The sequence below is a fragment of the Hymenobacter sp. AT01-02 genome (genome assembly GCF_000961955.2).
GTDB classification, from domain to species: domain Bacteria; phylum Bacteroidota; class Bacteroidia; order Cytophagales; family Hymenobacteraceae; genus Hymenobacter; species Hymenobacter mucosus.
In genome coordinates, this window is record NZ_JZIR02000018.1 from 37,356 (window position 1) to 58,454 (window position 21,099).

General features: G+C 58.1%; 15 protein-coding genes and 1 pseudogene. 12 read left to right on the forward strand and 4 right to left on the reverse strand.

Annotation, left to right across the window (positions count from 1 at the left end; translation table 11 throughout):
* Positions 1-150 precede the first annotated feature (150 nt).
* The 4 genes from VI25_RS08390 (at position 151) to VI25_RS08410 (ending at position 4,597) form a co-directional block, all read left to right on the forward strand.
* Positions 151-585 carry a BlaI/MecI/CopY family transcriptional regulator gene (locus tag VI25_RS08390; protein WP_045690457.1) on the forward strand — a complete coding sequence of 145 codons (435 nt, stop codon included), beginning with the start codon at positions 151-153 and terminating at the stop codon, positions 583-585.
* Positions 536-1,921, forward strand: a complete 1,386-nt coding sequence (locus VI25_RS08395; protein ID WP_055562429.1) for a M56 family metallopeptidase — start codon at positions 536-538, stop codon at positions 1,919-1,921. Before VI25_RS08390 ends, VI25_RS08395 begins: the two co-directional genes overlap by 50 nt.
* A gap of 228 nt (positions 1,922-2,149) precedes the next feature.
* On the forward strand, positions 2,150-3,079 hold the full coding sequence (locus VI25_RS08405) for a hypothetical protein (RefSeq protein WP_236704976.1): 930 nt from the start codon (positions 2,150-2,152) through the stop codon (positions 3,077-3,079).
* 480 nt (positions 3,080-3,559) lie between these two features.
* On the forward strand, positions 3,560-4,597 hold the full coding sequence (locus tag VI25_RS08410) for a hypothetical protein (RefSeq protein WP_173664786.1): 1,038 nt from the start codon (positions 3,560-3,562) through the stop codon (positions 4,595-4,597).
* A 92-nt stretch (positions 4,598-4,689) separates the two neighbouring features.
* On the opposite strand, the gene VI25_RS08415 is transcribed toward VI25_RS08410, so the two are convergent.
* From VI25_RS08415 to VI25_RS08430, 4 genes are all read right to left on the reverse strand, one after another.
* Positions 4,690-6,261 carry a DHA2 family efflux MFS transporter permease subunit gene (locus VI25_RS08415; RefSeq protein ID WP_045687313.1) on the reverse strand — a complete coding sequence of 524 codons (1,572 nt, stop codon included), beginning with the start codon at positions 6,259-6,261 and terminating at the stop codon, positions 4,690-4,692.
* A gap of 83 nt (positions 6,262-6,344) precedes the next feature.
* Positions 6,345-7,451 (reverse strand): HlyD family secretion protein, encoded by a 1,107-nt coding sequence (locus tag VI25_RS08420; RefSeq protein WP_052694967.1) that lies wholly within the window; start codon positions 7,449-7,451, stop codon positions 6,345-6,347.
* A 75-nt stretch (positions 7,452-7,526) separates the two neighbouring features.
* Positions 7,527-7,952, reverse strand: a complete 426-nt coding sequence (locus VI25_RS08425; protein WP_045687315.1) for a universal stress protein — start codon at positions 7,950-7,952, stop codon at positions 7,527-7,529.
* 96 nt (positions 7,953-8,048) lie between these two features.
* On the reverse strand, positions 8,049-9,389 hold the full coding sequence (locus VI25_RS08430) for a TolC family protein (protein ID WP_082455455.1): 1,341 nt from the start codon (positions 9,387-9,389) through the stop codon (positions 8,049-8,051).
* A gap of 247 nt (positions 9,390-9,636) precedes the next feature.
* Here VI25_RS08430 and VI25_RS08435 point away from each other — a divergent pair, with 247 nt between their 5' ends.
* The 8 genes and pseudogenes from VI25_RS08435 (at position 9,637) to VI25_RS08465 (ending at position 21,052) form a co-directional block, all read left to right on the forward strand.
* Positions 9,637-11,733 (forward strand): sigma 54-interacting transcriptional regulator, encoded by a 2,097-nt coding sequence (locus tag VI25_RS08435; RefSeq protein ID WP_045687311.1) that lies wholly within the window; start codon positions 9,637-9,639, stop codon positions 11,731-11,733.
* A 96-nt stretch (positions 11,734-11,829) separates the two neighbouring features.
* Positions 11,830-11,952, forward strand: coding sequence for a hypothetical protein (locus VI25_RS27695; protein WP_262489933.1), 123 nt, complete (start codon positions 11,830-11,832; stop codon positions 11,950-11,952).
* Positions 11,953-12,075: 123 nt separating this feature from the next.
* Positions 12,076-13,458: an AAA family ATPase gene (locus VI25_RS23995; protein ID WP_055562431.1), complete on the forward strand. Its 1,383-nt coding sequence runs from the start codon at positions 12,076-12,078 to the stop codon at positions 13,456-13,458.
* The gene (locus VI25_RS08445; RefSeq protein WP_045687310.1) at positions 13,455-14,486 is read left to right on the forward strand and encodes a 5-methylcytosine restriction system specificity protein McrC; all 1,032 of its coding nucleotides are present in this window, start codon (positions 13,455-13,457) and stop codon (positions 14,484-14,486) included. The genes VI25_RS23995 and VI25_RS08445 overlap by 4 nt, the downstream gene beginning before the upstream one ends.
* 307 nt (positions 14,487-14,793) lie before the next feature.
* Positions 14,794-16,443, forward strand: a complete 1,650-nt coding sequence (locus tag VI25_RS08450; RefSeq protein WP_045687309.1) for a TldD/PmbA family protein — start codon at positions 14,794-14,796, stop codon at positions 16,441-16,443.
* Positions 16,444-16,489: 46 nt separating this feature from the next.
* A pseudogene (locus VI25_RS08455) lies at positions 16,490-17,823 on the forward strand (TldD/PmbA family protein).
* Positions 17,824-17,938: 115 nt separating this feature from the next.
* Positions 17,939-19,591, forward strand: coding sequence for a TldD/PmbA family protein (locus VI25_RS08460; protein WP_045687308.1), 1,653 nt, complete (start codon positions 17,939-17,941; stop codon positions 19,589-19,591).
* 135 nt (positions 19,592-19,726) lie between these two features.
* Positions 19,727-21,052 (forward strand): TldD/PmbA family protein, encoded by a 1,326-nt coding sequence (locus VI25_RS08465; RefSeq protein WP_045687307.1) that lies wholly within the window; start codon positions 19,727-19,729, stop codon positions 21,050-21,052.
* Positions 21,053-21,099 lie beyond the last annotated feature (47 nt).

Consider the following 21,099-nt stretch of genomic DNA (forward strand, 5'->3'; position numbering starts at 1 on the left):
CTAAACCAACACCTTGTTTGTCAGCGCATTTTGGCAATCCGCCTCACTACCTACTTTGCTTTCTACACCACTTTTTTCGTTTTCTTCTAAGAAGTTAGTTGTATAACTAAATTATTAGTTATATATTCAATCACGCAATCTTTCTCTCTTATGCAACAGCCTTTCCCCGAACTCACGCGCGCCGAAGAACAAGTTATGCAAGTGCTTTGGCGGCTTGGTCCTTCCTTCGTGAAGGATGTGGTACCAGAGCTACCGGCTCCTACCCCGGCCTATAATACAGTGTCCACCATCATCCGCATTCTAGAACAGAAGGGGTTTGTGGGGCATGAGGCCTTTGGGCGCACTCACCGCTACTATGCCTTAGTTGACCAAGATGAATACCGTCGATTTTCCCTGCGCAAACTACTAGGGGGCTATTTCGGGGGCTCTTTTAGCCGGTTGGTTTCCTTCTTCGCCAAGGAAGAAAACCTCGATGCCGCCCAACTAGACGAACTACTACGCCACGCCCAGTCTCCACCTCCTACCTCACCCACCGATGGCCAGCTTCCTCCCACTGCTTCCCACGAGCCTACCCAGCCTGCTTAGCTGGCTGAAATACAGCACCCTGCTGCTAGGCATGGCTTGGCTGTTTTACCACTTGGTGCTGCGGCACGAACGGTGCTTCCACTATAACCGCCGCTTTCTGCTGCTAGCGCCCTGGTTTTCCGTGGTCGCGCCACCTTTGCTTTCCGCCCTTAGCCTGCCGCTGACTAGGATACTGGAACGCTGGCATTTAGCTTCACTGAACACGGAGCTGCTATCGGGCGGGCTACTCCCTACGGTGCAAGTGGCGGTAGGTGGCTCTTCGGGGGGTGCACTACAAACCAGCCTATGGGTGTGGCTCCCCAGTATATATGCTCTGGTAGCCCTGGGCCTCCTACTGCGCCTAGGGGGGCAGCTGCTCCAACTCTGGCTGACCACGCGCCATTGGCCCCGCCAGGAACACGCTACCCACACCTTAGTATATACGGGGGGCCAGCGCCCGGTTAGTTCCTTCGGGCGCTGGGTGTTCTGGAACGAAGCGACCCCGCTAAATTCTAGTGAGGCGCAGGCCATGCTAGCCCACGAAGTAGCCCACGTGCAACAAGGCCACTCCCACGACCGGCTCTTGCTGGAAGTAGCACAAGCCCTCTTGTGGGCCTGCCCATTCGTGTACCTCTTCTCGCGTGACTTAGCCATCACCCACGAGTTTTTGGCCGATCAAGCTGCTATCCGGCAACAGGTGGCCCCCACTACCGCCGAAACCTACACGACTCTACTAGCCCGGGTAGCCCTGCGCCAGTTCCAGCCCGATTTACCGCTTACCCATTTATTCACTCAATCCTTCACTCTTACCCGTATCCGTATGCTTACCTCCCATTCCCCCGTGCGCCGCTGGAAGCAGTGGGTAGCACTGCCCTTCAGCGTGGTCCTACTCGGGCTGCTGGCCTGCGAAAAAGCAGCCGAGCTACCGCCACCACCCCCACCAACCGTGGTGGATATGCCGCCCCCACCGCCGCCAACCGTGGTAGATATGCCGGCCCCGCCCCCACCTCCCTCAGTATATTTCTATGTGGAGCAAATGCCCGAGTATACTGGAGGCGTTACACAGCTAGTGCACGATTTGGGCGAGGCAGTGAAGTATCCACCAGCCGCTATAGCGGCCAAAGTGCAGGGTAAGGTTTTTATAAAGTTTATTGTAGGGTCCGATGGTAGTATGCAGGCCTTTGAGTTGCAGAAGGGCATTACGGTGCCCCAAGGTCAGGAAGCCATAGCCAGCGCCATGAACGAGGCGGCCCTAACCGCCCTGCGCACCCTGCCGGGCAAGTGGACGCCGGGCCGCCAAGGGGGCAAGCCCGTACCCGTTTATTATACCGTGCCTATAAGTTTTAACTTGAAATAACCCGTTATACCTAGCTAGCAAAAACGCCACCCAGCACGGCTTGGGTGGCGTTTTTGGCTTTACGCCTTATCTTGGTGAGCGAGGACAGATGTAACGAATAGCTCATTCTGGTGGTTATTACAAAACTCTGTTGCTTCGGTAAGGTTGTGTGCTTGGCTTTTGATGCGTTTCGATTTGGTGGCTGCGCTTGTTTTTTCCTCCCGCTGGGCGGCTCTTGCCGTCAGCCTATTGTTCCTTACCGCAAGTCTGGGGGGGTGCGACTCTACCCCGCACTCCGTCCGCATCAGTACAGCTGAAATGCTCCGTCGTGCGCAGGCCACCCTACGACAGGACTCTCTGCGGGCCGACTCAATAGCCCAGGCTGGGGGGCAGCTTCCGGGCGCCATCCTGCCCGACAACCGCATTGTAGCCTTCTATGGCAACCCGCTGCACAAGGCCATGGGCATCTTGGGTCAATACCCCAAAGAGGAAATGCTCCGCCGCCTGCAACAGCAAACGGCAGCGTGGCAGCAGGCAGATACCATCCCCGTTCGGCCAGCTCTGCACATGACCGCCGTTATTGCACAGCGCGACTCCGGCGCCGATGGCAAGTACCGCCTTCCCCTTCCAGACACCACTATTCGGCGCGTAATCAACTGGGGGCGTGAGCATAACGCCCTAGTATTTTTGGATGTACAAGTAGGCCTCAGCGACTTACAGCACGAACTACCACCCTTGGCGCCCTACTTGCAGCTCCCCTTTGTGCACTTGGGTATCGACCCGGAGTTTTCCATGAAATCGGGCCGGCGGCCGGGCACGGAGGTAGGAGAATTCGACGCCCAGGATATCAACTACGCCCGGCAGTTTCTGGCCCGCCTGGTCAGCGAAAATCACTTGCCGCCTAAGGTGTTGGTTGTGCACCGCTTTCGGCAGGATATGGTCACCAACTACCAGAATATTAAGCTCGACCCGCGCGTGCAAATTGTGATGCACATGGATGGCTGGGGAACTCCCCACATCAAGCGTAGCTCCTACCGCAAGTTCATTAAGCGCGAACCGGTAGAATACGCCGGCTTCAAAATCTTTTACCGCAACGACCGCAAGGGCACGTCGCGCTTGATGACGCCAGAAGAAGTTAGTGCGCTTTCGCCCACCCCCCTGTACATCCAGTACCAGTAAGCGGCCTGTCAGCTACGCCCCAGCTATACAGCAGGTGCTTGTCCCGTACCTCCTTAGGCGGGCTGCTACTGATAGCGAGGCCGTTGTTTGGCCTTTGTACAGCACCCATCAACGCAGCTAAAGGGAGCATTGCGCGCTACTATTGCTGGCTGATCATACGTAATGCTGCCGGATTTCTCTACTAGATGTGGGCACTAAGAGAACAGCATGGCGTGCCACGAGTAGGTTCCATCTGCTTGAGGTAGCCGAATAATATATTATAGTTGCTTACTAGGCTGCCACCATGGGAGTGTGCCTACAGCAACCCCTAGCAACAAGCTAGCAGAAGCTGAACAGGCCGGCTTATACTGGTGGAAATGCTGTTGAATTATTTCCTTTCTATCTGATTTCAACCGGGTCAGGGTGCAAATATTTCTTCTGTTCAGTCACGGAAACGTTTTACCTTCGTTGCGTTTCCGACACCAATCCCGATTCTCTTCCGTGTCTTATTTCCGGACAATTACCCGCCTGACGGTTCCCGCACTAGCTACGCTAGGCCTCGTCTTCTCACTCGCTACGCTGCCCGGCTGCGGCTCCCGCTCTGGCACCGACGCGGAAAATCCCACGGCGCTGGCCGACACTACCAAGCCCGTAGTGGTGGACACGCTGGCCCTGAAACGCCAAGCGGCCCGGCGCGACTCGCTCAAGGCGGATTCTATTGCCCGGAAAAACGGTCAGCTTCCGGGCGCTATTTTGCCAGGTCACCGCATTGTGGCATTTTATGGCAACATCCGCTCCAAGGGTATGGGTATTCTGGGCCGGGAGCCCAAGGAGCAGATGTTCCGCAAGTTTGCAGGGGTCCTGAAGGAGTGGCAGGCAGCTGACCCCAGCATTCCGGTGCAGGCGGCGCTCCACAACGTGACGATTACGGCTCAGGGCACGCCCGGCAAGGACGGCAAATGGCGCCTGATGAACTCTAAAGCCACTATTGAAGAAGTAATTTCCTGGGCCCGTGAGCATAATTGCATCCTGTTTCTGGATGTGCAGCCCGGTCACAGCACCCTGGAAGCTGAGCTACCCAAGCTGGAGCAATACCTGAAGCAGCCGGACATCCATCTCGGCATTGACCCCGAGTTTTCGCTGGCCACCATGCCGGGCATCCGTCCTAACCAGCGCATTGGTACCCTCGACGCCAAGGACGTGAACTTCACCATCAACTTCCTGGCTCGCATTGTGAGCGAAAACAAGCTACCGCCTAAGGTACTGACGGTGCACCGCTTTACTCGGAAGATGATTACCAACTACAAGAAGATTAAGCTCGACCCGCGCGTGCAGGTAGTGATGCATATGGACGGCCACGGCAACCCCGTGCTGAAAAAGGATTCGTACCGGGACTACATTGAGGCTGAGCCAGTGCAATACACGGGCTTCAAGCTGTTCTATGAGTACGATGGCCGTCCCGCCCCGCACCACATCATGACGCCCAAGGAAGTACTAACCGAGCTGACCCCTAAGCCACTGTACATTCAGTATCAATAAGTTGCCCGCTTACTTAATCACAACAAAACGGCCTCCTGCAATGCAGGAGGCCGTTTTGTTGTGGTTGCTATATGTCTTATCTGCGCGGCTACTTAGTGCGCGGCATTGAGGTCTACTTTCTCGCCGGGGCGTGGGCTCTTGATGATGAGCATCAGCGGTAAGCATAGGAGGAAGAAGGCGCCAATCATCAGGAAGGTTTGAGCATAGGTGATGATGGCCGTTTGCTTCATAATCATGCCTTCCAGGGCGGCAAAAGCTTGCTGCTGCGCTTGCATGAAGCCAGCCCCCTTCGACATAAAGCTGGCGGTCAGCCCCTGAATACGCTGCTGAGTTTCGGGGTCGTATAACGACACGTTGGAAGAAATGCCCACCCGGTTTTGGGCAGTAGAGCGCTCTAGGTAAGTACCTACCAAGGCTACCCCGAAGGAACCACCCAGCTGGCGGATCATGCCAGTGAGACCGGCAGCCTGGCCCGCATCCTTACCACTAATGCCCGATAGTGACATGGTAGTAATGGGGAGGAACAACAGGGCCAACCCAAAGCCCCGCAGAATCAATGGCCAGAAAAAATCACTCTCACCCGCCAGCGGAGTAATGCGCGTGCTCATCCAGTAGGAGAAGATAAAGAAGACGGTGAAGCCTACGGGCAGAATAAACTTCTGCGGCACGCCTCCCTGAATCATCTTACCCACTATGGGCATCATGAAGCCCGAGAGCAATGCCCCCGGTAGAAGCAGGTAGCCCGTTTGCTCAGCCGTGAAGCCCAAGATGCGCTGGCAGAAAATGGGGAACACGAAGACCGAGGCAAACAGCCCAAACCCTAGAATAAAGGAGAGGAAGGCTCCTACGGCCAGGTTGCGGCTGCGCGTGAGTACGCGCAAATCTACAATGGGCTGCTTGGCAGTGAGTTCTCGAATGATGAAGCCTACCATGCCAATGACGGCCAGCAGCGTAAACAGGTTGATGTAGGCGCTTTCAAACCAGTCTTCGGTTTCGCCCTGCTCCAGCACTAGCTGCAACGAGCCAACCCCCAACACGAGCAGGAAAATACCCAACCAGTCGATTTCCCGAATGGGACGTGGAATAGCGTTCCGAATACGCTCCGGGTCGCGAATGAACAGTACGGTGAAGATGGAAGCCAACACGCCTACTGGTACGTTCACGTAGAAAATCCAGGGCCAGTCGTAGTTATCCACAATGTAGCCCCCCAGCGTGGGGCCGATGGTAGGACCGATAATCACGCCCATACCGAACAGTGCTTGGCCTAAGGCTAACTGCTTAGGGGGGAAGGTGTCAATCAGGATAGCCTGCGACGTGGCCATGAGGGCTCCGCCACCTACCCCTTGAATAAAGCGGAATGCTACCAGCTCCCAGATGTTGGTGCTCTGCCCGCAAAGCATGGAGGCAAAGGTGAACAGCACTACCGAGAACAGGTAGTAATTCTTGCGGCCGAACTGTTCGGCCAAGAAGCCCGTCATCGGAATCACGATAACGTTGGCAATGCCGTAGGACGCCACTACCCAGCTTACTTCTTGTTGCGTGGCCGAGAGGTTACCCATCATCTGGGTTAGGGCCACGTTTACAATGCTGGTGTCAATAAGCTCCAGCAAGCAGCACATCACCACCGTAATGACGATGATCCACTTGGTAAATCCGGTTTCCATACTTAGTCGGTTGCCAGCTACCGCGTGCTGGTTGGCGCAGCTCCCGCAAAGAGGCTGGCAACCGGCACGCGGCAACTAGGTGATTACTTGGTTTTCACCGTGGCCACCACGCTCATACCAGCGCGGAGGGGGTGCTCGGAGTCAATCTTGTCGAGCACAATTTTCACAGGTACGCGCTGGGTTACTTTCACAAAGTTGCCGCTGGCGTTATCGGGGGGCAGCAGGGCAAAGCGGGCCCCGGTAGCAGCCGAGAGCGACTCGATATGACCAGCAAACTCCTCGTTGGGGTAGGCGTCTACCTCAACTTGCACAGGCTGGCCTACTTTCATATTCTCCAGCTGCGTTTCCTTGAAGTTGGCAATAATCCAGGTGTTGCCGCTGGCTACCAAGCCCATTAGCTGCTGGTTGGGGCTTACTACCTGGCCGGGCTGCACGCTCTTCTTGCTCACGATGCCGTTGCCGGGCGCCGTAATGGTCGTGTAGCTCAGCTGGAGCTTGGCATTGTCGAGGTCGGCTTGGCGCTGCTTCACAACGGCTTCAGCTACGGCTACCTGCTGACGGGCGGCCGTTACTTGCTGCTGGGCTACGCGCACTTGCTGCTGGGCCGTGGCACGCTGGGCACTAGTCGATTTCAGGTTGGCCTGCACAGCATCGTACTCGCTCTGGGGGATGATATCCTCTTTGCGCAGGAACTCACTGCGCTGCAAGTCCTTCTGCAAGCGGGCACGGTTGGCCTCACTTACTCCAATGGTCGTTTGGGCGGTGCTTACGTTGGCCGAAGCCGTACCCACGGCGGCACGGGCCGCTACTACGTTGGCTTGGGCGGCGGCTAGAGCAGCCTCGGCGGCATTTACGCGCTGCTGATAGTCAGCAGGGTCTACCGTTACTAATACGTCCCCTTTTTTCACGGGCTGGTTGTCTTCTACTTTCACTTCCAGCACGGGGCCGCTCACGCGGGGCAAAATAGGGTACACGTCGCCCTCCACCTGGGCATCATCGGTTTCCTCATGCGCTTGGCCGAACTGGTAACGCTGCCAGCCAAAGTAGCCTCCCACGAGTAGGAGCAGGGCCAGCACAAGGAAGATAATCGGGCGCTTCGAGCGGCCCGCGGGTTGCTCGTCCACTACGGGCTCGTAAGCCGCAGATTGAGTAGGCGCTACGGCCGAGTCATGTTGAACGGGAGTTGCCATATGGGTACTTGGTTGTTCGTTGTCGATTGGTAAGGAGAACAGGCTGTCTGACGAGCAGCAACCTATCGGAGGTATTTACGCCGATTGGCGGTAGGCATTTGGGCAGCCTGGCTTTACTAACAGTGTCACGCAAGAAGCGGTTCGTACTACAGTTTCGGCGGTGCTACCCATTAAAAAGCGCGTCAGGCCGGTTTGCCCGTGCGCTCCAATTACAATGAGGTCGGCGGGGTAGCGGCGGGCTTCTTCTACAATGGTGCGGGCCGCGTCGCCAGTAATGATGGCGGTTGATACGTGCGCCCCCGTGCGTTGTACGGCTTCCCGGTGCTGGGCCAGCCGGTAGGCTAGCTCCATATCGTTGACGGGCGCCGTGGAAGCCCGAGGTTCAGGCTCTAGTACGTGTAGCAACCGTAGCTCCGCGCCCGTTCCCGTTGCCAGGGCCGCCGAGTACATCACTACCGCCTCGGTTGCGGCAGAAAAGTCAATCGGACACAGGATGGTCATATCACTAGTTGTGTGGAGAGTGAAAAGGTGGGGTGAGGTGCCGCTGGTGGCCTTTGCTTGGCTAACCACGTGCCGCACCCACTCAGGCATTCACTGCTACCAAATTTGCTCGCCAGTAGCGCGGCGGAGCTGGTACTGGCCAAGGGTGTAATTGTAGATAGATTGGAGGCGCGACAGGCGCGACTGAGCCAGCTGGGTTTCGGCGTCGAGAACATCGAGGTTGTTGCCTACGCCGTAGCGGTAGCGGGCTTTGGCCCGGGTTAGGGCGTCGGTCGCTTGCTCAATCTGCACTTGGGAGTTGTCGTAGCGGGCGGTGCTGGTTTGCATGTTGTTTACTGCTTGCAGCACATCGGCACGTACCTGCTCCTGGGTGTCCTGGGTGCGGGCCTGTGCTCCTTTAATGGCCGATTGCGCCACGGCGCGCTGGGTGCGATTCCGGCCCCCGTCGTAAATCGGCACGTTCAACTGGGCACCGGCCACTGTGTTGAAGCGGAAGCGCTCCAGATTAGGTACGATGTATCCGTTTTTGCCCCCGGCCTGGGCCAGCACGCTCAAAGACGGCTTGTTGCTGGTTTCGGCTACGCGCAACTGGGCGGCGGCAGCAGCTTCGGCATCCTGGGCCAGCTTCACCTCGGGGCGGTTCGACGAGCCAGCGGCTAGAGCGGCGGCGACGTCCACGGTCTGGGGGTTGTATTCAAAACGGCCGCGCACGGGCGTTACTTCGCCCTCGGGGCGATGCAGCAAGCGGGCCAGTTGAATCTCCTGGTTGCGGAGCTGGTTTTGCAGGTCGATCTTGCGGTCCTGGGCCTGAGCAATGCGCACCTGGGTAGTCGTCACGTCGAAGTTGGTGCTTACACCGCCTTGCACCCGCTTTTCCATCTCGCGCTGGTGTTGGCGGAGCGAGGCAATCTGCGAGTCCTGCACCCGGATGGCCTCGCGGGCAAATAGGATGCTATAGTAGCTCTGAGCGGCAGCGTAAGCCAAGTCGCGCCGAGTCACGTTGATCTGGTCAGAGGCCGTGAGGGCACGGTTGCGCGCAGCCTCAATAGCCGCGTTGACCCGCCCGAAGTCGAGCACTGTGTAGCGCGCCGTTACGTGCGTGTCGTAGTTGTTATTGGGCGCCAACTGAAAAGCGGGTGCATCGGGGCTAAGTTGCAGCTTCACCTGCGGATCAACGCGGGTGTAGCTGGCAGTGCCGTCTACTACGGGCCGCAGCGCGGTACGCGTTTCCTCAAGGCGGCTTTGGGCTTGGTTTACTTCTTCTTGAAGGGCGTTGATGGCCGGATTGGCATCAAGCACCGAGCGGACAGTAGTTTCCAGCGACAGGGAGTCGCCGGCCGTTGCGGCGGCAATTGGCACCTGAGCGTGGGCTGCACTACCTACCAGCAACCCTAAGGTTGCGAGCAGCGGTGCAGCATGTTGTGGTCGGAAAAGCATATCTAAAACAGCTTATGGATATGCGCTCTTTACCTAACTACGTGCCAACCCGTTAAAATTATTTTAATGTGTGATGAAAACCCCTTCTATTGCGCACAAACGCATAAAATATTTTTTCATCCTGATCAAAACCACTACTGCTCAGCCGCACTTTTTTCCTCATATTTCAGAAAATCCTTGTTTTTATTCCTTATATTTCAGGAATAATTAGGCTATTTCTTGCTAGCTCAACACTATTCCTACGGCCATGCCAGACCAGGATGACTCCTTGCTACTCTACTTAAATGAGGCCATTGCTACTACCCGAAACAAGGACGACTTGTTTCGGAGCGTAACGGAGAAGCTGCGCCTGATCTTTCCCTTCGATGCCATTACCATCCTTACCGTGGATAGTGAGCGGCAGTACCGTCGGGTATTTCTGCGCGACTACCTAGGCGAAGTGCTTCTACCCGACCAACTAGGCCGCAAGCCCCTGGGCCGAATGCCCATAGAGGGTACGCCCGTGGAGCTGTTTATCCGCGAGCCTCACTTTCACCAGTACAGCTTGCAGGAACTAGTGGCAACTTACCCCCAGTACGACCCCTTCCGGGCATTGCTGGAAAAAGGTATGCGCTACTTCCTGGTCATTCCTCTACGCACGGGGGGGCAGCTCATCGGCCTCATGTCGCTGGTAGCCCGGCGCCACCCCGAATTTGCGCCCAACGACGTAGACCTGCTTGAGAAGATAGGAAGCCTCGTGGCCGTAGCCGTTACCAATACGCTAGCCTTCGAGGATATTGCGCGTCGAGAGCAGGAAAAGTCGATGCAGCTTGCGCTAAACAATGCGCTACTCAGCATTAAGGAGCGCGGGGAGCTGTTTCGCACCATTGCAACTGAAATCAACCACGTAGTTCCTTGCGACTACTTTGGGGTACGAGTGCGCGAAACCAACTCGCCGGTACGGGTGCTGGCCGAGTTCAACAAGCAACCCGATGGCACCTTCGCCGCCCTCGATGAAAACCGCTACGACGAGCTGCCGCACCCACCCCTCGACAAACAAGAGATAGTGGAGGTGTTTCTGCGCCCGGCCGTGTATGTGGGCGCTGGCTTTGAGGAGCTAACCAAGCGCTACAAGTTTCTGCGCTTCATCCGGGAAGAGCGGGGCACCCAGTCTATTCTCTGCACCCCTCTGGATACTACCGATGAACCTACGGCAGCCCTGATTCTGGCCAGCCACCAACCCTTGGCCTTCACTGAGGAAACCTTAGAGCTTATTCAAACGCTGGTGCCCCAAATCCGGCTGGCTATTCAGAACGTGCTGGCGTTTGAGCAGATTGATTTGCTGCGGACCCAGCTTGAGCGGGAACGCACCTACCTGATTGACGAGATTAATACCACCGCCGCCGCCCGCCTCGATGACTTTGTGGGCGGAAGCGCCGTGATGCAGCAAGTGTACACGCGCCTAGCCCAGGTAGCCCCCACTGATACCACGGTGCTCATCACGGGCGAAACGGGCACGGGCAAGGAATTGGTGGCCCGTGCCCTGCACAACCTCTCGCCCCGTAAGGAACGGGCACTTATTAAAATCAACTGCGCTGCCCTACCCGCACAACTAATTGAGAGCGAGCTATTCGGGCACGAAAAAGGCGCCTTCACTGGCGCCCACGACCGGCGCATTGGGAAATTTGAACTGGCCGATGGGGGCACCATCTTCCTGGATGAGATAGGCGAGCTACCGTTGGACTTGCAGGCCAAGCTGCTGCGGGTGTTGCAGGAGAAGGAGTTTGAGCGCATTGGCGGCCGCCGCGTTATCCATACCGATGTGCGGGTAATTGCCGCTACCAACCGCGTGCTGGAAGATGAGGTAGCCGCTGGCCGCTTCCGCGCCGACTTGTACTACCGCCTCAATGTGTTCCCCATCAAACTGCCCGCCCTGCGCGAGCGGCCCGATGATATTGAGCCGCTGATGCGCTACTTTTTGGAGCGCTTCACCAAGCAAATGGGCAAGCCCGTGCGGGGCCTGCGCGAACGGGACCTCAAGGCCCTGCGCCAGTACGGCTGGCCCGGCAATGTGCGCGAGTTGGAACACGTGCTGGAGCAGGCCGTAATCGTGAGCCAGGGGCCCTTTCTGGAGTTTGCGGGCTTTTCGGCGGCGGCCCAAATGGTTCCTGCCGCCACGGAGGCGGGCGGCCCCATCAAAACGCTCAAGGACCAGGAGCGCGACCATATTCTGGCCGCCCTGCGCCGAACCAGCGGCCGCGTGAGTGGCCCCAACGGCGCGGCCATTCTTCTCGATATCAACCCCAAAACCTTGGAGGCCCGCATGAAAAAGCTGGGTATTCAGCGGACTATCACGGCTGGCTAAGCCCCCCATTTCACATATAATTTCTGCTCCACACTATCACTCTCCAAGCCCGGCCGTATACGCAGGTACTAGTGTTCACCTTTACCTGCCTTTCCTATGGCCCAGCCTACTTCCACCCCCCAGCACACGGACCCCGCTACCAAGAATAAAGAGAAGAAAAACGAAGAAACCGTGAAAGACCGGCCCGACGGCAAAAAGAAAACCACGCAGAAAGGCTAGTCGCCTTTCCTGACCCTACAACGGCCCGGCTGCATTCGTGTAGCCGGCGTTGTACGTTAGGAATTTCCCACTGCGGGAGCAAAACGCCCGACCAACGGTGTTTTGCTTGTACTTTAGAACCGAATGCCAACTCCCGACCTCGACCTTTCCCAGCTTTCCCGTGACCATGTGCTGCGCGCCCTTCATCAGATGGACCAGGAAGGCCCGCGCATGCCCCTGAGCACGGTATACGACCTTGTATACCAGGGCCGGCGCTACGCGCCGCGGGCCGTAGCGCAGTTGGCGTGGCGCTTGGCACTCAATCAGCCCGAGGCTCCTTGGCCACTGCCAGCGGGCACCCCTACCAACCGGGTGCTGGAAAAGCTCGACTTCACGGTGGCTACCAAGCGCCCCACCCTGGAAAACTCGCCTTTACTGGATGGAGACGTGGCCGCCCAGGAGCATATGCAGGAGCTGTATACCGGAGCTACCCAAAAGCCCGCGCCCCGGAAAGGCCGCCCCGCCAGCCGCAACGAAGCTACGGCAGAGCCTGAGCTCGGAGCCCTAGCTACCCCCGAACCCACGGAGTCCCTGTCGGCCGACGTGCAGGAGCCAGCGTTGGCCTACCAGCTTCCGGCGCCCCAACCCTACAACCAAGCTACTGCCCTGGCGGAGCTGTTTATTTCTGCTGATAAGCTCACGACCACCCAGGCCGCCCTGCGCCGCCGCCGCAACCTGATTTTGCAGGGCCCACCCGGCACCGGCAAAACGTTCCTGGCTCGGCGCTTGGCCTGGCTTGAGCTGGGCGCTACCGATGCGGCCCGGGTGGAAGTGGTACAATTTCACCCCAGCTTTAGCTACGAGGACTTTGTGCAAGGCTTCCGCCCCGATGGAGCCGGCTCCTTTCGATTGCAGGATGGCATCTTGGTGAATTTTTGCCACCGGGCGGCCCAAGACCCCGAGCGCCCCCACATTTTGCTGATTGATGAGCTGAACCGCGGCAATGTGGCGCGCATCTTTGGCGAACTGCTGCTGCTACTAGAGGCCGATAAGCGCGGCCCCGCCCATGCCATTCGTTTGCCCTACGCCCCGGTGGGTAGTCCGCCGTTTTTCGTACCCGAGAACCTCTACCTTATTGGGACGATGAATCTGGCCGACCGGAGCTTGGCCCCACTCGACTATGCCCTGCGCCGCCGCTTTGCTTTTGTGGGGCTAGAGCCAGAGTTTGGGGAACCGTTGCAGGCATTCTTGGCAGCCCAGCAGGTACCCGCACCAGTCATTACCCGGCTTGTGTCGCACTTGACGGCCCTCAACCAAGTAATTGCTGACGACCCCGATTTAGGCCCTGATTTCTGCATCGGGCATAGCTATTTCTGCCAGCCTCCAGCTACTCCCAGTGCGGCACCCGAGTGGCTCCAGCTGATTTTGGAACAAGAAATTGCGCCGCTGTTGGATGACTATTGGCTAGATCAGCCGGCCAAAGCGGCCCAGCAAAAGAAAAAGCTGCTAGCCTCATCAGCCGGATGATTCCCATTCAGAATCTGTACTACCTGCTCTGTTATGCGTGGAACCGCCTGCCCGAGCGGGCGGAGCTGCTAGCCACCGAAACAACTACCTTCCACCGTCCGCTGGAGCTACTTACGCACGTGCTCCTAACGGCTACGCGCCGCCAGCTGCGACAAGGCTTGCCGGTTGCGTACACCGAGCAGATTCAGGAGCTACCGGAGCTGCGGGGCCGGGTGCAGCTCGCGCCTACGCTCAGCCGCAACTTGCTACAGCGCAGCCGGGCCATCTGTGAGTTCGACGAGCTGGGACCTGATACGGTGCTGGCGCGCGTGCTGCTGGGCACCTTGCACCAGCTAAGTCGGGCCCGCAGCCTGCCGGCGGCTGTGCGCCACGAGGTGCGCGTAGTGATGCGGCGCTTTCCGGCGGGTATTGCGGCAGACGCTGTTACGCCCGCCACCCTCCGCGCGGCGCGTCGGCTGCGGCCCACGGGGCTAGGCGGCTTTCTGCTGAGCGTGTGTGAGCTGATACACCAGAGTGCCCTCCCCTCTCCGCACGCCGACGGCCCTACCCGCTTCCGCGACTTCCGCCGCGACGAAGCGTTGATGGCGCGCATCTTCGAGCAGTTTGTGCGCAACTTCTACCGCCTAGAGCAGCGCCACTTTCGGGTACTGAGCGAGACCATTCAATGGCAGGCCGAAGCGGCGGCCCCCGAGGTGCTCAGTCTACTACCCAGCATGGTTACGGACACTACCCTGGACAGCCCCGAGCGCAAAATCATCCTCGATACCAAGTACTACGCCGCCGCGCTACGCCAGCGCTACAGCCAGCAGAAGCTAATATCGCCCCACCTTTACCAGCTCTACGCCTACTTGCAAAACCAGCCCACTGCTCCGGGGCAGCAGCTAGAAGGCATCTTGCTGTACCCTGCTGCCGCCCAGGCCATTGATGTGCGCTACACCCTCGGCGGCCACCCCGTACGCATCGTCACCATTGACTTGGCTCAGCCCTGGGAGCAGATTGCCGCTGACTTGCTGGCCCTGGTTGCCTAAGTATTTCGTGGGCGCGGGAGTGGGCGCCAAGCAGAACCATGCGGGCAGGGCACTACTTTCTGGCAGTTACCAAGGTGGTGTCAGGGATGAGTAGTGTGCCCCTTTTGCAGAGTAGGAAAGAAGCCAACGACGAATAACAAAATCTAGAATAACCTCAGATTTTGCTACGGATTGCAACAATTCCTCTACTTCTTTACAAAAATGCAGCCCTCTTACGGCAATTGCGTCCCTAGGTTGCAATTCGCAGGCTTCTGCCTACATTTCTATTCCAATCTGATTTCCTCTCCATCACCAAACCTTTACTTCTTTGAACAGACGTGACTTCGTGGGACTATCCGGCCTGGCTACTGGAGCGTTGCTGCTACCCTCCTTTCCTGGATTCGGCGGCACGCTGGTAGATCCCGCCCAGCTGCTGGAGCAGGTGGATCCCGCCGTGAAAAAGCGCCTGGCCGACGCCGCTCTAAACGCGGCCAAATCGGCCGGCGCTACCTACGCCGACGTGCGCATTGGGCGCTACCTCAACCAAAGCATCTTCACCCGCGAAAAGCAGGTCCAAAATATTGCCAGTGGCGAAAGCTACGGAGCCGGAGTACGCGTAATTGCTAATGGCACCTGGGGCTTTTCGGCTACCAACGTAGTAACGGAAGAGGGCCTGGCAAAAGCTGCCAAGCTGGCCGTGGAAATTGCCAAGGCCAACGCCAAGGTGCAGAAGCAGCCCGTGCAGCTGGCTCCCCAGCGCGGCTACGGGGAGGTAAGCTGGAAAACGCCCATTCAGCAGAATGCCTTTGAAGTGCCAGTGAAGGAAAAGGCCGAACTGCTGCTAGCGGCCAATGCCAAGGCCCTGGAAAACGGCGCCAGCTTCGTGAATTCTTCCTTGTTTCAAATCAACGAGCAGAAGTACTTCGCCAGCACCGACGGCTCCTACATCGACCAGGATATTCACCGCATCTGGCCTACGTTCTCGGCCACGGCCATCGACCGGGCCTCCGGTAAGTTCCGCACCCGCGATGCGCTCAGCTCGCCCATGGGCATGGGCTACGAATACATGGTGCCCAAGGCTGTTGATAAGATTGCCGGCCCCAGCGGTACGGGCCTCATCGGCTACAAGAACAGCTACGACATTCTGGAAGATGCCACCCTGGCGGCCCAGCAAGCCAAGGCCAAGCTCACGGCCAAGTCGGTAACGGCGGGTAAGTACGACCTGGTGCTGGACCCAAACCACTTGGGCCTTACCATTCACGAAAGCATCGGCCACGCGACGGAACTTGACCGGGTGCTGGGCTACGAGGCCAACTACGCCGGCACCAGCTTTGCCACCCTGGAGTGGAAAGCTAAAAACCTGCCCTACGGCTCAAAAGTGGTCAACATTGTGGCCGATAAGACCCAGGTGGGCTCTCTGGGCGCAGTAGGCTACGACGATGAGGGCGTGAAAACCGGGCAGTGGGATATCATCAAGGAAGGCAAGCTGGTAGACTACCAGAAAATCCGTGACCAAGCCGCCATTGTGGGCCAAGACCACTCCGACGGGTGCTGCTACGCCCAGTCGTGGCAGGATGTGCAGTTCCAGCGCATGGCCAATATCAGCCTCAAGCCCAGCGCGCAGAAAATGAGCGTCGACGACATGATTAAGGGCGTGGACAAGGGCGTTTACATTGCTGGCCGGGGCTCTTTCTCCATCGATCAGCAGCGTTATAACTTTCAGTTTGGCGGCACGGTGTTCTACGCCATTGAGAAAGGCAAGATTGCCGGGATGCTGGAAGATGTGGCCTACCAGGCCAATACCCAGGAGTTCTGGAACAGCTGTGCCGCCACCTGCGACCAGTCGGACTACCGCCTGTTCGGCTCTTTCTTCGACGGTAAAGGCCAGCCCAGCCAAGTATCGGCCGTGAGCCACGGCTCCGCTACTACCCGCTTCAACGCCGTCAACGTCATCAACACTGCCCGCAAAATCGGCTAGGACTGCGCAAGCCGCCCTTCCAGTAGAAATCAGCACAGCAACTTATATGGCAATCCTTTCTAAAGACGAAGCTCAAAACATCCTGAAAAAGGTGCTGAGCTTTAGCACCGCCGACGAGTGCGAAGCCACGCTTAACGGCCAAATTGGTGGCAACGTGCGCTCGGCCCGTAACGCCATCAGCACCAGCGGCGGCGTTGATAACGTAGCCCTCACCGTAGAATCTCGCTTCGGCAAGCGGAGCGGGGTAGCTACCTGTAACCAGTTCGACGATGCCACCCTGCGCCGCTGCGTGCAGCGGGCCGAGGAAATTGCCCGCCTTGCCCCGGAGAGCCCCGAATACATGCCCTTGCTAGGCCCCCAGCAGTACCTAGAGTCACCCAAGTCGTTTGCCGCTAGCACAGCAGGCATCACGCCCGACTACCGCGCCAAGCAGGTAGGGGCCAGCATGCAGCTCTGCGACCAGAAGAAGCTCACGTCGGCAGCCTTCCTCAACGACTCGTCGGGCTTTATAGCGAAGCGCAACAACAAAGGACTGGAAGCTTACCAACAACTTACCAATTTGGAGTTCAGCATTACGGTGCGCACCCCGGATGGTACCGGCTCAGGCTACGCTACCGCCGACTACAACGACGCCAGCAAGTTCGACGCGACGCGCCTTACGCAAATTGCGGCCGATAAAGCGGCCGGTTCGGTAAACGCGAAGGCTCTGGAACCCGGCAAATACACCGTGATTCTGGAACCCGCCGCCCTAGTAGCCAACACCGATGCCTCTCTGCTCCAGGCCCTCATGAGTGCCCTCGACGCGCGCAACGCCGACGAAGGCCGCTCTTTCCTGAGCAAGAAGGGTGGTGGCAACCGCAAGGGTGAAAAGCTGTTCGATGAGCGCGTAACCATCTACTCCGACCCAACCAACGCCGACGTGGCCGACCTGACGTTCTCGGGTGATGGTCGCCCGCAGAAAAAGGTGACTTGGATTGAAAAGGGCGTAGTGAAAAACCTGTACACTACCCGCTACTGGGCCCAGAAAAACAACATCCCCGACCTGCCCCGCCCCGGCGGCTGGATTATGGAGGGCGGCACCCAAAGCACCGCCGACCTTATCAAGAGCACCCAGCGCGGCATTTTGGTAACGCGCCTGTGTACATCCGCCCAGTAGACCCGCAGACGCTGCTCTACACTGGCCTCACCCGCGACGGTACGTTCTATATTGAGAATGGCAAGATCAAGCACCCGGTGAAAAACTTCCGCTTCAACGAGTCGCCCATTATCATGCTCAACAACCTGGAAGCCATTGGCAAGCCCGTGCGGGTAGGTGGCAACCTGGTGCCCCCGCTCAAGATTCGGGACTTCACCTTCACTAGCCTTTCCGACGCAGTCTAGAACTGTCCTTCCGCGTACTGCGCCGCAGCTGAGGTAGCTTCCTTGAGCAGAAGCTTAGCTGCGGCGCAGCACTCGGAGCGGCACTTTCTTCTTCCACTTCCAATCTTCCGATACTGTGAAAAGACGTGACTTTGTGGGCCTGACGGGCCTAGCCACCAGCGCCTTGTGGCTGCCTTCCCTGCCCAGCTTCGGCGGCACCGAAGTGGACCCTGCCCACCTACTGCAAGGAGGCGCAGATGTAGCCGTGAAAAAGCGCCTGGCCGACGCTGCTCTGAACGCGGCCAAAGCCGCCGGCGCTACCTATACCGATGTGCGCATTGGGCGCTACCTCAACCAAGGCATTTTCACCCGTGAAAAGCAGGTCCAAAATATTGCCAACACGGAAAGCTACGGCGCGGGCATCCGCGTAATTGCCAACGGCACCTGGGGCTTTGCTTCTACCAACGTGGTGACGGAGGCTGGCATGGCTAAGGCGGCGCAGCTAGCAGTAGAAATTGCCAAGGCAAACTCCAAAACCCAAAAGGAAAAGGTGCAGCTAGCCCCCCAGCGCGGCTATGGAGAAGTGTCGTGGAAGGCTCCTATTCAGCAAAATGCCTTCGAGGTGCCCATCAAAGACAAGGTAGATTTGCTGCTAGCTACCAATGCTAAGGCCCTGGAAAACGGTGCCAGCTTTGTGAATTCGGTGCTGTTTCAGGTAAACGAGCAGAAGTACTTCGCCAGCACCGACGGCTCCTACATCGACCAGGATATTCACCGCATTTACCCCACGTTCAGCGTGACGGCCATCGACCGGGCTTCGGGCAAATTCCGCTCCCGTCAGGCCCTGAGCGCGCCCATGGGCCTGGGCTACGAGTACCTCACGCCCAAAGCCGCCGATAAAATAGCGGGCCCCGCTGGCTCCGACGTTATTGGGTACAAGAACAGCTACGACATTCTGGAAGACGCCGCCCGCGCCGCTAAGCAGGTAAAGGAAAAGCTCACGGCCAAGTCGGTGACGCCCGGTAAGTACGACCTGGTGCTGGATCCGCACCACCTGGGCCTTACCATTCACGAGTCGGTAGGGCACCCCCTGGAACTCGACCGGGTGCTGGGCTATGAAGCCAACTACGCCGGCACCAGCTTCGCCACCCTGGAGTGGAAGGCTAAGAACATTCCGTATGGCTCGAAGGTAGTCAACATTGTGGCCGACAAGCTGCAGCCCGGTTCCTTGGGCGCAGTGGGCTACGACGATGAGGGCGTGAAAACCAAGGAGTGGAACCTGATTGAGCAAGGCAAGCTGGTGAACTACGAGAAGATTCGTGACCAAGCACACATTGTAGGTCAGACCGAATCGGACGGGTGCTGCTACGCCCAGTCGTGGCAGGATGTGCAGTTCCAGCGCATGCCCAATGTAAGCCTCAAGCCCAGCGCGCAGAAAATGAGCGTGGATGATCTGGTAAAAGGCGTAGACAAAGGCATCTACATTGCCGGCAACGGCTCCTTCTCCATCGACCAGCAGCGCTACAACTCGCAGTTTGGCGGGCAGGTATTCTACGCCATTGAGAAAGGCAAGATTGCCGGGATGCTGGAAGACGTGGCCTACCAGACCAACACGCTAGAATTCTGGAACAGCTGCGCCGCCACCTGCGACCAGTCGGACTACCGTTTTGCGGGCTTCTTCAACGACGGCAAGGGCCAGCCCAGCCAAAGCTCCGCCGTGAGCCACGGCTCCGCTACTACCCGCTTCAACGCCGTCAACGTCATCAATACTGCCCGCAAAATCGGCTAGCTATTTCTACCGCTCTTTCCGGGCAGGACCAGGGTTTGGGTTGATTAGCAGTAATGCTCCCGAATTGCTGGCCCGGCCGGAAAGACGAGTAGAAAGCTGGGTTCTGTTCATCTCAAAAATCGGCTCCTCAATTCCATGCCCATTCTCTCCAAAGACGAGTCTCAGGCTATCCTGAAAAAGGTGCTGAGCTTCAGCACCGCCGATGAGTGCCAAGCCAGCCTGAGTGGTCGTACGGTAGGCAACATCCGCTACGCCCGCAACAACGTGAGCACGGCCGGCGTGTCCGACAACGTGTCGCTGGCGGTGGAAGCACGCTTCGGCAAGCGGAGCGGGGTAGCTACCTGCAACCAGTTCGATGATGCCACCCTGCGCCGCTGCGTGCAGCGGGCCGAGGAAATTGCCCGCCTTGCCCCGGAAGACCAGGAGTACATGCCCCTGCTAGGGCCTCAGCAGTATCTTACGCCCGTGAGCTACGCAACCAGTACCGCTGCCATCAGGCCCGACTTCCGGGCTCAGGCCGCCGCCGACAGCATTGCGCTTAGCTCAAGCAAGCAGCTGACAGCCGCGGGCTATTTAGAGGATGGTGCCTACTTCCAGGCGCTACGCAACAACAAGGGGTTGGAGGCCTACCAGCAAAGTACTGGCTTAGATTTCTCCGTGACTGTGCGTACGCCCGATGGCACCGGCTCCGGCTACGCCGTGGCCGATTTTACCGACGCCACTAAGTTTAATGCCAAAAACTTAACCCAGATTGCGGCCGATAAAGCAGCTGGTTCGCGCAATGCCAAGGCCCTGGAGCCCGGCAAGTACACCGTGATTCTGGAGCCCGCCGCCTTGGTGTCGGACGAAGGGCTGCTCAACAACTTGGTGTACAACTTTGGAGCCCGTGAGGCCGATGAAGGCCGCTCCTTCCTGAGTAAGAAGGGCGGCGGCAACCGCAAGGGCGACAAGCTATTCGACTCGCGCATCAGTATCTACTCCGACCCTCTAAACGCTCAGGCCCCAGGCTCAGTGTTCGATGGAGAAGGCCTACCCGTAAAGCGCATCAACTGGGTAGAAAAGGGCGTGGTGAAGAACTTGTACTATTCCCGTTACTGGGCTCAGAAAAACGGCGTGGAGCCCACGGCATTTGCTGGCAACTTCATCATGGAAGGGGGCACTCAAAGCACCGCCGACCTTATCAAGAGCACGGCCAAAGGCATTTTGGTAACGCGCCTGTGGTACATCCGCGACGTAGACCCGCAGACGCTACTTTACACTGGCCTCACTCGCGATGGCACGTTCTACATTGAGAACGGCAAGATCAAGTTCCCCATCAAGAACTTCCGCTTCAATGAGAGCCCCGTGATTATGCTCAACAACATTGAAGCCATTGGCCGCCCTCAGCGCCTAGGCGGCAACCTGGTGCCCCCGCTGAAAATCCGGGACTTCACCTTCACTAGCCTCTCCGACGCGGTGTAAGCAACGGTGCACAATACAACAAAAGCCCTGCCTGGTTAACCAGGCAG

Excerpts from the sequence above, each read along its gene's own strand:
- VI25_RS08390 (WP_045690457.1), top strand. The coding sequence starts at position 151 with ATGCAACAGCCTTTCCCCGAACTCACGCGCGCCGAAGAACAAGTTATG.
- VI25_RS08395 (WP_055562429.1), top strand. The coding sequence starts at position 536 with ATGGCCAGCTTCCTCCCACTGCTTCCCACGAGCCTACCCAGCCTGCTT.
- VI25_RS08415 (WP_045687313.1), bottom strand. The coding sequence starts at position 6,261 with ATGGAAACCGGATTTACCAAGTGGATCATCGTCATTACGGTGGTGATG.
- VI25_RS08420 (WP_052694967.1), bottom strand. The coding sequence starts at position 7,451 with ATGGCAACTCCCGTTCAACATGACTCGGCCGTAGCGCCTACTCAATCT.
- VI25_RS08425 (WP_045687315.1), bottom strand. The coding sequence starts at position 7,952 with ATGACCATCCTGTGTCCGATTGACTTTTCTGCCGCAACCGAGGCGGTA.
- VI25_RS08430 (WP_082455455.1), bottom strand. The coding sequence starts at position 9,389 with ATGCTTTTCCGACCACAACATGCTGCACCGCTGCTCGCAACCTTAGGG.
- VI25_RS08435 (WP_045687311.1), top strand. The coding sequence starts at position 9,637 with ATGCCAGACCAGGATGACTCCTTGCTACTCTACTTAAATGAGGCCATT.
- VI25_RS27695 (WP_262489933.1), top strand. The coding sequence starts at position 11,830 with ATGGCCCAGCCTACTTCCACCCCCCAGCACACGGACCCCGCTACCAAG.
- VI25_RS23995 (WP_055562431.1), top strand. The coding sequence starts at position 12,076 with ATGCCAACTCCCGACCTCGACCTTTCCCAGCTTTCCCGTGACCATGTG.
- VI25_RS08445 (WP_045687310.1), top strand. The coding sequence starts at position 13,455 with ATGATTCCCATTCAGAATCTGTACTACCTGCTCTGTTATGCGTGGAAC.
- VI25_RS08465 (WP_045687307.1), top strand. The coding sequence starts at position 19,727 with ATGCCCATTCTCTCCAAAGACGAGTCTCAGGCTATCCTGAAAAAGGTG.